This is a genomic window from Alteromonas sp. ABM1_013, from assembly GCF_056160505.1.
Genome location: NZ_JBSWXH010000002.1, coordinates 339586 through 353508, shown reverse-complemented (window position 1 = coordinate 353508; position 13923 = coordinate 339586). Strand labels below are relative to the sequence as shown.

The following is a 13923-nucleotide window of genomic DNA, read 5'->3' as shown; positions in this document are numbered from 1 at the left end:
TTATGACGAAAAACATTCAAAAAATACTCATTGCTAATCGCGGCGAAATAGCCTGTCGGATTATTCGAACCGCACACAAACTTGGCTTTTTTACCGTTGCTATTTATAGCGAAGCAGACCGCAACGCGCTGCACGTACAGCAAGCTGATGAAGCTGTTTTCGTTGGCCCTGCCGATCCTACATCATCGTATCTTCACAGTGAAAAAGTGATAGACGCTGCAATTCAAACACAGGCAGACGCTATCCACCCTGGGTATGGCTTTTTATCAGAAAATGCTGACTTCGCACGTGCATGTGAAAAAGCTGGCTTAACTTTTATTGGCCCTAACGCAGACGCCATAGCCTTAATGGGTAGCAAACGCTTGTCAAAAATAGCCATGCTGCAGGCTAATGTTCCCTGTATTCCAGGTTATGAAGGTAGCGACCAAAGTGATGCGGCACTCATAGAAAATGCCAAAAACATTGGCTTTCCTTTAATGGTGAAAGCCAGCGCTGGTGGTGGCGGCAAAGGTATGCGTTTAGTGCATGAAGCCAATGATTTGGCAGCTCATATTTCTACGGCTCGATCTGAGGCCTTAAACGCATTTGGAAATGACGAACTTATTTTAGAGCGTGCGTTAATTGCGCCTCGGCATATAGAAATTCAAATTTTTGCAGACGGCTGCGGCAACACGCTTTATTTAGGTGAGAGAGACTGCTCAATTCAACGCCGGCATCAAAAAGTGATTGAAGAAGCCCCGTCACCGTTTGTGGATGAGCTACTACGCAAACGCATGGGAGAGGCGGCTGTGGCTGCTGCAAAGGCTTGTAACTACTGTGGTGCAGGCACGGTAGAATTTCTAGTTGATAGCGACAAGCAATTTTACTTTTTAGAAATGAACACGCGCTTGCAGGTAGAACACCCGGTTACAGAGTTAGTGACGGGACTAGATTTAGTTGAATGGCAACTGCGAGTAGCCTGTGAAGAATCACTACCCTTCACACAGCAAGACATTCAAATAAGCGGTCACGCCATTGAAGTGCGCCTGTACGCTGAAGAGCCGCGCCAAAACTTCATGCCACAAACTGGGAAGGTAAAAGTATGGAAACCTGCCACGAGCGCTAGAACCGACCACGGCGTTTATCAGAGCATGGAAGTAAGCAGTCATTACGACCCCATGCTTGCCAAGATAATTGTTAAAGCTGAAAGCAGAGCGAGCGCGGTTAGAAAAATGGCGAGAGCGCTTCGCGAAACACAGATAATTGGAATAAATACCAATAAACACTTTTTACAAAACCTTGTGCAAAGCCCTGCGTTCTTGGGAAGCGATGTAACAACGGCATTTATTGAGCAACACGCACAAAACGACGACATGAAAGGCAGCCTTTCGCCATCGTTTTCGTTATTAGCGAAAGCTGCGCTGCTGTTTGCGTTAACGCAAAACAAACATGCCAGTGCATTGGTTTATGGTAATGCATTAAACAAGCTCACACCCACTTGGCAACATACCATGGGCTTTGCTTACCCCATCATTATTACTTGCAACGATGTCACCGCATCAATGACTGTTACACCTTTCACTAATCACTATCGAATCTGCGATACAGGTACTAAAACAGAAGTAACACTTACGTTATTAGACTCAACGCCACAAAGCCTAGTAGTAGAAGCAGATAAGTTGCGAAGCACGGTCTCATACGCTGCGAACGGTAACACATTATTTATTGACGATGGCACAGGTCACTTCACGTTTAGCTGCGTAACGCACAGCAAAGTAGATAGCCAAAAAACACAGGGCACAGCGCAAGTGAATGCAGTGATGGACGGTGTCATCGTTGCTCTTCTTGTAGAGCAAGGTGATACCGTAAATGCAGGTGATACGGTGGCCATTATGGAAGCGATGAAAATGGAACACCCCCTTAAAGCAGGCATAAAAGGTACTGTTCACCTATCTTCAATTGCGGCTGGCGATCAGGTTAAATCTAAACAAACCATAGCCACCATACTTCAAGCCGATGAGGTCATCCATGAACAAAAATAAGGTTCGTATAGGCGGTGCTTCAGCGTTTTATGGAGACAGTCAACTTTCTGCAAGGCAGTTAGTTGAAAAAGGTGACATAGATTACCTTGTTTTTGATTACCTAGCCGAAGTGACAATGGCCATTTTATCGCAAGCCAAAGCAAAGAATGAAAAGCTAGGCTATGCCGTCGACTTTATCACCGTGGCCATGAAAGACGTACTGCAAGACTGTGCACAAAAAGGCATAAAAGTGATTGCAAATGCGGGGGGAGTCAACGTGCCGGCCTGCATAGAATCGCTTAATGCGCTGTGTGCACAGCTCAACCTAAATTTGAATATTGTAGGCGTGTACGGTGATAACTTGCTTAACAATATGCGCAATGAAATCTTGGCTGAAACTAACACCCATGACCTTGATAATGGCAATGAATTACCTAATGCACTTGCGTCGATGAATGCGTATTTAGGCGCCCAGCCAATTGCCGATGCGTTAGCTGCCGGTGCTGATATTGTGATTACGGGTAGAGTGGTAGACAGCGCGCTCGTGCTTGGGCCCTTAATGCATGAGTTTTCATGGAGCTATGACGATTACAACGCGCTCGCGCAAGGTTCGCTTGCAGGACATTTGCTCGAATGCGGTGCTCAGTGCACCGGGGGGAATTTTACCGATTGGGAGCAAGTGCTCGACTTTTCAGACATGAGCTACCCCATTGCCGAGGTTGAACCAAACGGCGAGTTTACTATTGTGATCCCGCCAAACACTGGTGGGCTGGTAACAACCTTCACAGTGGCCGAGCAACTGCTGTACGAAATTGGCGACCCTGCGAATTATCTTCTACCCGATGTTTGTTGCGACTTTACCCAAGTATCTTTAGAGCAAACGCATAGCAACGCCGTTCGTGTGTGTGGTGCAAAAGGCAAAGCACCTGGTAACGACTACAAAGTATGTGCAACATACATAGACGGCTATAAACTTACTGGCGCTTTTTTTATTGCAGGTTTTAACGCAAAACAAAAAGCGCTTACCAATATTCATGCGCTGGTTGCACGAACCGAACGCGCGCTCAAAGAAAGTGGTATGCCGCCTTTTAAAGACACCTGTATTGAAATATTAGGCAGCGAAGCAACCTTTGGCCCCCATGCTAATGCAGAACATACGCGAGAGGTCATTGCCAAATTCACACTTCATCACAGTGATAGTAAAGCCCTTTATTTTTGTGCCAGTGAAATGGCGTATTTGGCTACATCGGCTGCGCCTGGTATGGCGGGATTTGGCGCTGGTCGCCCAAAGCCACAACCTCTTATTCGGGTGCACTCATTTTTAATCAACAAGAAAAAGGTTTCGGTTAGTATTCAAAAAAATGACGTCATTGTGGCGCACACTACTTACCAAACTGACGCTGCTCCCATTCAATTTCAGAAAGAAGCATGTCGTCCTGAACCTACTCAAGAAGCACAGCTTGAAAATGAGCACTCAGTCTCTCTTCCATTAGTTGAGTTGGTTTGTGCCCGAAGCGGCGACAAAGGTAACAACTTAAACATTGGGGTGATCGCGCGACATCCAAAGCTCTTTCCCTTTTTAAACCGGACTCTAACTGCTGATGTGGTAAAGCAATTTTTTGCTTATTCAGTAAAAGGAAGTGTTTCTCGGTATGCCCTACCTGGCATTAACAGCTTTAATTTTTTACTCACTGATGCATTAGGAGGCGGCGGCACCGCATCTCTTCGCACTGATAGCCAGGGCAAATCAGCAGCGCAAACGTTATTAACCATGCCTATTAACGTGCCAGTGTCGTTGATCCCTTTTACCAAACACAAAGGTGAGTGAATGCCATATCAATCAACGTTAGCAGCAGGAAGCTTTTTAAAGCAAACGATTGTTATCACCGGAGGAGGCAGCGGTATAGGACGATGTACTGCTCATGAACTTGCCTCATTAGGTGCAACCGTTATTTTGATTGGTCGAAGTGAAGATAAGCTTATAAACACCACTGCAGAAATCAAAAGCGATGGAGGCACAGCCTGTTATTACACGCTTGATATTCGCAGTGAAGAAGACGTGTCACACACAGTAAACGCATTGCTTGAGCAGCATAAACGCGTGCACGGGTTAGTCAACATGGCGGGCGGCCAGTTTCGCGCCCCACTCTCGCACATATCCCAAAACGGTTTTGAACGCGTTATTCAAACTAATTTACTTGGTGGCTTTTTAATGGCGAAAGCCCTATTCAATAAGCACTTTAAGACTCATAGCGGCAATATTGTCAACATTACCGCTGACAACAAAAATGGCATGCCGGGTATGGGACATTCTGGTGCCGCCCGAGCAGGTGTGGAAAACCTCACTAAAACCGCGGCGTGGGAATGGGGTTCATTTGGCGTTAGGGTCAATGCTATTGCGCCTGGGTGGGTAGCATCGTCAGGGCTAGACACCTACCCCGAAGATATGAAACTCGCTATTCAAAACCTGAAGCACGCGGTTCCGCTAGGACGAATTGCCAGCGAAGCTGAAATCGCTTCTACGGTGTGCTTTCTACTAAGCAAGGGAGCAAACTTCATCACTGGGCAAACACTATTTGTAGACGGTGGTGCCAGCATGGGGTCAGCTCCAGCACTCTTCCCTTTGCAGAACCTTCACCAGCCTGCCAGCGAAACGTGGGATGGCTTCCACAGAAGCATTACACCTGAGGTTTTGCGTTAACGACAAGGACACAAGCATGAGAACACAACAATTAGAAAGAAACCTGGTAGAACGCGTAGCCATGGGAGACTTATTGCGCAGGCGCGCACGAGATAGCGGCAGTTTGCCTGCACTAGTCGACTTTTATCATAATGAACGCCGCACCGTAACCTATAACGAGCTCAACAAAAAAGTTAATAAATTAGCCAATGCGCTGATGCGTGAAGGCATTAAACAAGGCGATAAGCTGGCGATATTAGCGGTAAACCAGATAGATGTTGTTGTTACCTACTTCGCCTGCTACAAACTGGGCGTTATCGCAGTGCCTATTAACTTTATGCAAAGCGTTGCCGACGTGACCTTTAATCTTGAACACAGCGGTTCCAAAGTAGTCGTTTTCGACCCTCTACTCTCAGATCTTGCGTTTGCAAGCACGAATAATAATGACGACATACGTTTTACCATTCAATTAGGCCAAGATAAGGGCAAGGCAACGTTCGCATTTGAGCCCTTTATCAAAGAGCGTAGCGACGCTGAAATTGAAGACAGGATAATAAACGACAGAGACACAGCCCATATGATTTACACGTCTGGGACCACCTCAAAACCCAAAGCGGTTGAAACATCTCACCTTTCATTAACCATTGCAGCACTTACCGCGGCAATAGAACTAGAACTAAGCGCACAGTGCAGAATGTTACTCGTTCTTCCGCTATTTCACTGTACCGCCCTTTCAATACTCTACCCTACGTTTTTAAGAAGTGGATGCTGTACGCTTCACGCTACATTCGATCCTATTCAAATAGCGAACAGCTTAGAAAATGAAAAAATAGAAACGTCTGTGCTTTTGCCTATGATGTGGAATGCACTAATGGCAACAGATAACTTTCACGAACGAAACCTTAGCCACTTTAAATTAGCCATTTACGGTATGGCGCCAATGAGTGAACAGAATCGTCAGCAAATTCGCGATGCTTTTGGCTGCAAAGTCCACTTAGGCAGTGGGCAAACAGAATTTAGTCCTGTTTCTAGTTTGTTCAAAGACGGTTGTGAAACTGAATTTGCAGAGGGTAATTACTGGGGTGTTCCCCTTTGTCTTAACGAGCAGGCCGTAATAAATGAGGAAGGTGTTGAAGTGGAACAGGGCGAAACAGGTGAGATAGTTTGGCGAGGTCCGCAGGTCATGAATGGATATTATAAAAATGAAGACGCCAGCAAAGCCGCTTATAAATTTGGTTGGCACCACACGGGCGACTTGGGATTTATTGATAGTAAAGGCCAACTAATGTTTATCGACAGGGTAAAAGATACCATTAAGTCTGGAGGAGAAAATGTGTCGTCTCAAAAAGTGGAGCAAACGCTTTGCTTAGTGAAAGAAATAGAAGCTGCAGCTGCGATAGGAGTGCCCCACCCTCACTGGGGTGAAGCGGTTTGCGCATGCATAGTGGGTAATGACTTAACACAAGAGATGTTGCCAGCCATCAATGCATTTTGTAAGGAAAAGCTCGGCAAGTTTGAAGTACCCAAACATATAATTATTTGCGAGGCATTACCAATGACAAGTACAGGGAAAATTCGTAAAGTAGCGCTAAGAGAGCAATATAAAAGCTTTTTTATACAGTGAGTCAACTAAAAGTGGGTATTCCATAATGATGGTTTACCCACATCAGCACGCTCACATCAAATGAAGGGGGCACTATTGCTTTAAGAGATAATAGACAAGCTTGCTTACCCTCTATTTCTGGACTTCCTCTTAACTTACCTGATTGCGCAGAAACACAAGTTCCGTCGATGAGCTTTGCTCTTCGCTAAATTGATAGCCGTCTACGTCGAAGTTTTTCAAGCCTTCTACATCCTCAACACGGTTTTCAAGAATGTAGCGCGCCATTAGGCCGCGGGCTTTCTTCGCAAAGAAACTGATAATTTTATACTGACCGTTTTTGTAATCTTTAAAGGTTGGCGTAATAATCATGCCGTCTAACGACTTTTTCTTTACTGCTTTAAAGTATTCATTAGACGCAAGGTTAATTAACACATTATCACCCTGCGCTTCCAACGCCTTGTTTAAGACGTAGGTAATGCGATCATCCCAAAACGCATACAGGTCTTTACCTTCAGGATTCGCGAGTTTAGTGCCCATTTCTAGACGATAGGCCTGCATTAAGTCTAGCGGTCTTAGCAGCCCATACAGACCAGACAAAATACGAAGATGTTTTTGTGCGTATTCTACACTGTCGCTGTCTAGCGAGTAAGCATCAAGCCCAGTATAAACATCACCGTTAAATGCATACATTGCCTGACGCGCATTCTCTGGTGTGAACGGTGTAGAAAACTCAGCAAAACGGTTAGCATTTAAGGTTGCCAGTTTATCGCTTATTTTCATTAGCGATGATAAGTCAGCCGGAGACAAAGTGCGGCACACTTCCATCAAACGTTCAGTGTCTTCAAGCATGTCAGGTTGTGTAAACTGACTTACAGGAACTTCGCTTTCAAAATCTAAATTTTTTGCTGGGGATACTACAACTAACATTTCGACTCCTTAAATTAGATACAGCTATTGTACCACCTGATACGCAGTAAAAAGCAAAATGGCATAAGAAAGACACAAATTGGCTTAACAGAGAAATCCGATTAGCGAATTTGTCATTATTCAATGTATGAATTGTCACACGGGTTTGATATAAATAGCATTACAAAAAATATTCAAACAATAACCTTGAAGCACTGCTTATGAGTGCTTCTTGAAAACCAAAGCGCTATTTTTCGACTTAGCTTAGTTTGTTTTTTAAAAGCTAAGTAAACAAAGAGAAAACGCAAGCGCAATATCCTACAAAAACGCGCAAGCGTATCGTTTTATTCAACTGGCTTTTCTAGCGAGTTGTCCAAATTTATTATTGATAAAGTACAGAGAGAATTATGAGCAATCAGTTAGCTTCATTACGTGATATCACTACCGTAGTTGCCGATACCGGCGACATCGATGCCATCAAAAAATATCAGCCGGTTGACGCTACTACCAACCCGTCGCTACTGCTAAAAGCAGCAGGTCTTCCTCAGTATGCAAGCTTAATCGATGACGCTGTAGCGTGGGCAAAACTTCAGTCAAACGATGCTGACCAGCAATTAACTGATGCCTCTGACAAGTTAGCAGTAGCCATTGGTAAAGAAATTTCTGCAACCATCCCTGGCCGTATTTCAACAGAAGTTGATGCCCGCCTATCGTTTGATACTGCCGCTACTATTGAAAAAGCAGAGCGTTTGGTACAGTTATACGAAGATGCAGGTATCGATAAGTCACGCATTCTTATTAAAATTGCGTCTACGTGGGAAGGTATTCAAGCTGCTGAAGCACTTGAGAAAAAAGGTATTCAGTGCAACCTAACTCTGCTATTCAGTTTCGCCCAAGCGCAAGCATGTGCAGAAGCAGGCGTTTACCTTATCTCTCCATTTGTAGGTCGTATTCTAGACTGGTACAAAAAGGCGACTGGCACTGAATCTTACGCAGCAGATGAGGACCCAGGCGTAGTGTCAGTAACCAAAATTTACAATTACTACAAAGAGCACGGCTACAACACAGTTGTAATGGGCGCGAGCTTTCGCAACATTGGCGAAATTCAAGCACTGGCCGGCTGCGACCGTCTAACTATTAGCCCTGCACTACTTGAAGAACTGGCAAATGAGCCGGGTGAACTGGAAGTTAAGCTTAAAGACAATGGTGCGACAAAAACGCCAGGCGACCGTTTGACAGAAAGTGAGTTCCGCTGGGCAATGAACGAAGATGCGATGGCAACGGAAAAACTATCTGAAGGCATTCGCAACTTCGCAGCTGACCAAGAAAAGCTTGAGACTTTACTTCGCGAAAAACTAAGCGCATAAGGAACTGACTAGACAATGAGTGTTTTAACTTCTCTTCCGGAATGGAAAAAGCTATCTGAACTCGCTTCATCGGTAAAAGATGCCCATATGCGCGACTGGTTTGCACAAGATCCAAGCCGTGCAGATAATATGCAGCTTGAAGCCTGCGGCATTTTTCTTGATTACTCGAAAAACCGTGTAAATGATGACGCACTTAAAGGGCTTTTTGACCTTGCACGCGCATGTAAACTAGAACCCCTTCGTGACGCTATGTTTTCTGGTGAGCAGATTAACTCAACAGAAGGTCGCGCAGTGCTGCATACCGCGCTTCGTAACTTCTCTGACCGCAAAGTTATGGTAGACGGCGAAGACGTCATGCCTGAAGTGCACGCCACTCTTGAGAAAATTGAGGCCTTTACTGCTTCAATCCACAGTGGTGAACACAAGGGCTATACTGGCAAACCTATTAAGCACATTGTAGCGATTGGTATTGGTGGTTCGTTCCTTGGCCCTAAAATCATGACCGAGGCGTTAAAACCTCATACGGTTGAGGCGGTTAAGGTTCACTTCGTTGCCAACGTTGACGGTTGCCACATTCACGACGTGCTATCTAGCGTTGATTTTGAAGAAACCCTAGTGGTTATGTCATCAAAGTCTTTCTCTACCCAAGAGACGCTGCAGAACACGCTAACGGCTAAAGACTGGTTCTTAAAGTCTGGCGGTACACAAGAAGATATCGCTAAGCACTTTGTCGCGGTATCTTCAAACGTTAAAGCAGCGACCGAATTTGGTATCAGCGCTGATAACATTTTCCCTATGTGGGACTGGGTAGGCGGTCGTTATTCGCTTTGGTCTGCTATAGGCCTACCTATTTCATTAGCTCTCGGCTTCGAAAACTTTAAAGGCTTACTTGAAGGTGCGTTTGAGATGGATACCCATTTCACGACGGCACCGCTTGAAGAAAACATGCCTGTATTGCTTGCGTTGTTAGGCGTTTGGTACAGAAACTTTTTCGATGCACAGTCGCATGTTCTACTGCCTTATTACCACTATCTTCGCGGCTTGCCTGCTTACGTGCAGCAGTTAGATATGGAAAGTAATGGCAAAGAAGTAACGCAAGAAGGTGAAAGCGTAGACTACCCTACTGGCCCAATTATTTGGGGTAGCGAAGGTACAAACGGGCAGCACAGTTTCCATCAGCTTATTCACCAAGGCTCTGGGGTTATACCAGCAGACTTTATGCTGCCGCTTAACGTTCCTAACCAAGACGACACGCATCACGCTATGCTTGCGTCTAATTGCTTTGGTCAAACCCAAGCGCTGATGCAGGGTAAAACCTTTGAAGAGTGTTATGCAGACCTTGACGGTAAAGGCCTAGACGACGCTGAACGCAAACGCTTGGCGGCTCATAAAACCATGCCTGGCAACAAGCCTAGCAATACTTTCTTGTTTAATAGCCTTACGCCTAAAACACTTGGCGCGCTGGTTGCAATGTATGAGCATAAGGTATTCGTTCAGGGTGTTATCTGGAACCTTAACTCATTCGACCAATGGGGCGTAGAGTTGGGTAAAGTACTAGGAAACCAAGTACTTGCTGGCATTCAAGGCGAAGCAGACAAAGATAATTTCGACGCTTCAACACAACAATTGATTGCTAAATTCAGAGCAGCGAATGCACCAAAATAAGGAATGCGAGGTGATTTAAAATCACCCACTTGGTGCAAATAACAAACTGAACGGCTAGCTTTTTCGGAAGCTAGCCGTTTTTTGTTGCGGTATTTATCAAGCACACGACAGACATTTTTGATGCCCGTAACACTGTACAGTTGATTACTAAGAAACCAAATAGGATCAATTACATACAGTTATTGTTCACGCTTTAAACACACTGGACATTTCCTAACCCTTGTCATCATATCGTCACAATTTGTTAATAAAAGGTAAATTAAACTATTTTATTTTAGTGGCGGCTGTGATACAAAATCGTACAGAGGGAATTAAAAACAAAAACTCTGTATTAGTTGTAGTGGTATAAAAAGGAGATCCCAGTGGATAAATCAGATCTATTTGCCATGTTAGACATCGAAGCAAGCCCAGCAAAAACCAAAAGCAAAAAAAGGAAGTGGAGAGAAATCGAGGCACTACGCGATAGGTACGCTTTAGAAAAAGAACTCGCCGAACTCGATTGTGGTTTCGAGTACGAGCTAGAGACACTGGAAAGATAAATAAAAAGGCCGCCTGTAATACAGGCGGCCTTTTTACTTTCTAGCATGGTGTAAATACTTAGCGTAAAAGCTAACGCTATACCTGCCAGGTGATCGGCGTTTTACCTTTGTCGACCAAATATTGGTTGGTTTGGCTGAAGTGTTTACAACCTAAAAAGCCTCTGTGCGCTGAAAGCGGAGATGGATGAGGTGCATGTAAGACGTGGTGTTTTTCACGGTCTATGTGCTTACCTTTTTTTTGCGCGTGACTTCCCCACAAAAGGAATACAACGTTGTGGCCGTGCGTATTGACCACATCGATTACCTTATTGGTGAAGGTTTCCCATCCCCATTTCGCATGGCTGTGGGCTTTCCCCTGCTCTACCGTTAGCACGGTATTGAGTAAAAGTACGCCTTGTTCTGCCCAAGACGTAAGCGTGCCATGATTAGGCTCGCTAAAACCGTCTATATCGGCTGACAATTCTTTGTACATGTTTTTCAGAGATGGAGGTGTCTTAACGCCCGCTTTTACTGAAAAACATAGCCCGTGTGCTTGATTAGGTCCGTGATAGGGATCTTGCCCTAAGATCACGACTTTAACCTTATCAAGCGGGGTGTATTTAAGTGCATTAAATACGTCAGACTGAGGCGGGTAGATAACACTCCCCGCTTCACGAGCGTTTTTCACCCGTTCAAGCAATTCAACAAAATAGTCTTTTTGTTTTTCATCACCTAACGTGCTTTGCCAAGTCAACTCCGATGATGACATTACTTAAGCAAATCCATCATGTGCTGTTTAAGTGCATCGTAGGACGCTGGTAAGTCCACCGCTAAGCTGTCTTCTCCCGCTACATCGGCCAACGCTTTCGGTAAACTGATTGGGTTACCTAACACGTTTTCAACTGTTTCTCTGAACTTAGCCGGGTGCGCTGTTCCTAAGAACAAACCAATTTCACCGTCTTCTAAGTCGTGACTTACCGCGCGATAGGCGATAGCGGCATGAGGCTCACTGGTATAGCCTTGTTGAGCTAATTGACGCATTGCAAGCTGAGTATACTCTTCGTCTACCATCTCACCTTTAAGGCACGATTTATCGATGTAGCCACGCTCTATAAGCGCCTCAATACGAGGCCAGTTGTTTGGCTGACTAACATCCATCGCGTTAGACATAGTTGCAACCGTCGCTTTAGGATCCCACTCGCCAGTTTTAAGGTAGCGAGGTACCGTATCGTTTAGGTTAGTTGCAGCGATAAAACGCTTAATAGGTAGACCCAAAGATTTAGCAATCATGCCAGCAGTCAGGTTACCAAAGTTGCCGCTAGGTACTGAAATAACAAGCTGATCACGCTTCTCTTTTGGCAGCTGACTTACTGCTTCAAAGTAATAGCAAACCTGCGCCAACAAACGGCTAATATTGATTGAGTTTGCTGAGTTTAAGTGAAGACCTTCACGCACATCAGGGTCGTCAAACGCGGTTTTCACTAGCGATTGGCATGCATCGAAGTCTGACTCTACAGCAACGGTATGAATGTTACCGCCTAGCGTGGTGAATAACTTTTCTTGCAGCGCGCTAATCTTGCCTTTCGGGAACAAGATAACCACGTTGATGTTATCAATACCATGGAACGCGTGAGCAACTGCGGCACCTGTATCACCTGATGTTGCGGTTAAAATAGTTACTGGCTTGCCCTCGCTGATGCGCGAAAGAGTTTGCGCCATAAAACGGCCGCCGAAATCTTTAAATGCCAGTGTTGGACCGTGGAAAAGCTCTAGGCTGTAAACATTATCATTAACCTGCTCAACCGGCGCACCAAAAGCAAATGCGGTTTTAACAATTTCTTCTAGCTCGCCATTGTTGAGTTCGTCACCGATGAGCGCGCGAAGCACATCAATGCTGCGCTCGACAAACGGTTTTTCCAACAGTTCGTCAATATTATCTAGTGTTGGTATATGCTCTGGAAAATAAAGCCCTTGGTTTTTACCTAAGCCGCGCTTAACGGCTTCAGCAAAATTTGCTGTGTCCGATGAATCTTTTAAATTTACCAATTCCACTTGCTGTTACCTTTATAGTTGGGCAGATAGGCTACCCTTTTAATCTTTTAAAAAATCACTGTGCTTTTATAAGTTACTATGACTTTAAGAAATCATGTGCTTTTAAGAATTCATGTACCTTTGCGAAATCATATGCCTTTAAGAAGTCATGTACTTTTAAGAAATAATAGTACCTTGGCTTGGTATTTGGCACACATGGCTAAAGCCATCTTCGTTTTGGATGTAGTTCGCGGTTAAATATGCCGCGACTTCTTCCGCTTGCGCCTTGCTAGGGCATACAGCGAACACCGTAGGCCCCGAGCCCGAAATGCCAAAAGCTAGTGCTCCGGCTTGCTCGCTAAACGCGCGAGCTTCATCGAAACCTGGCAATAGCGATTTTCTGTAAGGCTCGGCAATAACATCTTTCATTACCGACGCCGCCAAGTCAAAGTTACCCGCATGCAGTGCGTGTACGAACACGCCAAGTTGTCGACCAAAGGTAAGCGCCGTCGCCATATCCACCTGCTTAGGCAAGATGTCACGCGCTGCGGCTGTGGATACGCTAATACCCGAATAGCACACTGCATAGTACCAGTCATCGTTAAGAGGTAGAGACAGAGTGACCGGCGCATCGCTACCAGTCATCAAAGTCATGCCACCTAAATAACATGGCGCAACATTGTCGTAGTGAATACTACCGCTTATTTGACCTTCTAACTCACCCATCATAATAAGTAGCGTATCTTCATCAAATGGCGTATCGAAGTAAGCATTAAGTGCCGCAAACGCTGCCACAATAGAACTTGCGCTTGAACCTAAACCACTACCAATAGGTAGATTTTTATGTAGCGTTAGTGCAACAGGAGAGGTTGGCTTTCCAGCCTTTTCCATTTGCTCACAAAAATAGTGATAGCACTTAGTAACTATATTGCTATCTGCATCGCCCGGAAGCTTGTGAGCAAAGCGCCCCACCGTTTCTAATGAAAATGACTCAGCCGCCTTTATTTCAACTTCATCACCGAGCTTAGTACCGTCAACCGGCGCAAGCGCTGCGCCTAGTACGTCAAAGCCTAAGCTTACATTTCCAATTGATGCCGGCGCAAAGGCCTTGAATGCTTTCATATAATTTCTCTTACTTCGCTTGCGACATAGC

General features: G+C 45.0%; 11 protein-coding genes. 7 read left to right on the top strand and 4 right to left on the bottom strand.

What is annotated here, in order from left to right:
- Positions 1–2 precede the first annotated feature (2 nt).
- The 4 genes from ACXAGK_RS06195 to ACXAGK_RS06180 are packed head-to-tail and all read left to right on the top strand — an operon-like array spanning position 3 to position 6304.
- Positions 3–2021 (top strand): acetyl/propionyl/methylcrotonyl-CoA carboxylase subunit alpha, encoded by a 2019-nt coding sequence (locus ACXAGK_RS06195; RefSeq protein WP_474854913.1) that lies wholly within the window; start codon positions 3–5, stop codon positions 2019–2021.
- A complete protein-coding gene (locus ACXAGK_RS06190) occupies positions 2008–3828 on the top strand; it encodes an acyclic terpene utilization AtuA family protein (RefSeq protein ID WP_474854911.1) in 1821 nt (606 codons plus the stop codon). Before ACXAGK_RS06195 ends, ACXAGK_RS06190 begins: the two co-directional genes overlap by 14 nt.
- Complete coding sequence (locus ACXAGK_RS06185) at positions 3829–4701, top strand: SDR family oxidoreductase (protein ID WP_474854909.1); 873 nt, start codon at positions 3829–3831, stop codon at positions 4699–4701.
- 16 nt (positions 4702–4717) lie between these two features.
- Positions 4718–6304 (top strand): class I adenylate-forming enzyme family protein, encoded by a 1587-nt coding sequence (locus ACXAGK_RS06180; protein ID WP_474854907.1) that lies wholly within the window; start codon positions 4718–4720, stop codon positions 6302–6304.
- A gap of 129 nt (positions 6305–6433) precedes the next feature.
- Here the strand turns inward: ACXAGK_RS06180 and yaaA are convergent, their stop codons facing one another.
- Positions 6434–7210, bottom strand: a complete 777-nt coding sequence (yaaA, locus tag ACXAGK_RS06175; protein WP_474854905.1) for a peroxide stress protein YaaA — start codon at positions 7208–7210, stop codon at positions 6434–6436.
- Between the two features lie 386 nt (positions 7211–7596).
- Here yaaA and tal point away from each other — a divergent pair, with 386 nt between their 5' ends.
- The 3 genes from tal (at position 7597) to ACXAGK_RS06160 (ending at position 10760) form a co-directional block, all read left to right on the top strand.
- Positions 7597–8556: a transaldolase gene (tal, locus tag ACXAGK_RS06170; protein ID WP_474854903.1), complete on the top strand. Its 960-nt coding sequence runs from the start codon at positions 7597–7599 to the stop codon at positions 8554–8556.
- 15 nt (positions 8557–8571) lie between these two features.
- On the top strand, positions 8572–10221 hold the full coding sequence (gene pgi, locus ACXAGK_RS06165) for a glucose-6-phosphate isomerase (RefSeq protein ID WP_474854901.1): 1650 nt from the start codon (positions 8572–8574) through the stop codon (positions 10219–10221).
- A gap of 362 nt (positions 10222–10583) precedes the next feature.
- Positions 10584–10760: a DUF3545 family protein gene (locus ACXAGK_RS06160; protein WP_081765847.1), complete on the top strand. Its 177-nt coding sequence runs from the start codon at positions 10584–10586 to the stop codon at positions 10758–10760.
- Positions 10761–10836: 76 nt separating this feature from the next.
- Here ACXAGK_RS06160 and ung read toward each other — a convergent pair whose 3' ends face one another.
- From ung to thrB, 3 genes are all read right to left on the bottom strand, one after another.
- Positions 10837–11508, bottom strand: coding sequence for a uracil-DNA glycosylase (gene ung, locus ACXAGK_RS06155; RefSeq protein ID WP_474805302.1), 672 nt, complete (start codon positions 11506–11508; stop codon positions 10837–10839).
- Positions 11508–12791, bottom strand: coding sequence for a threonine synthase (thrC, locus tag ACXAGK_RS06150; RefSeq protein WP_474854899.1), 1284 nt, complete (start codon positions 12789–12791; stop codon positions 11508–11510). The genes ung and thrC overlap by 1 nt, the downstream gene beginning before the upstream one ends.
- A gap of 156 nt (positions 12792–12947) precedes the next feature.
- The gene (gene thrB, locus ACXAGK_RS06145) at positions 12948–13892 is read right to left on the bottom strand and encodes a homoserine kinase (RefSeq protein WP_474854897.1); all 945 of its coding nucleotides are present in this window, start codon (positions 13890–13892) and stop codon (positions 12948–12950) included.
- Between the last annotated feature and the right edge of the window lie 31 nt (positions 13893–13923).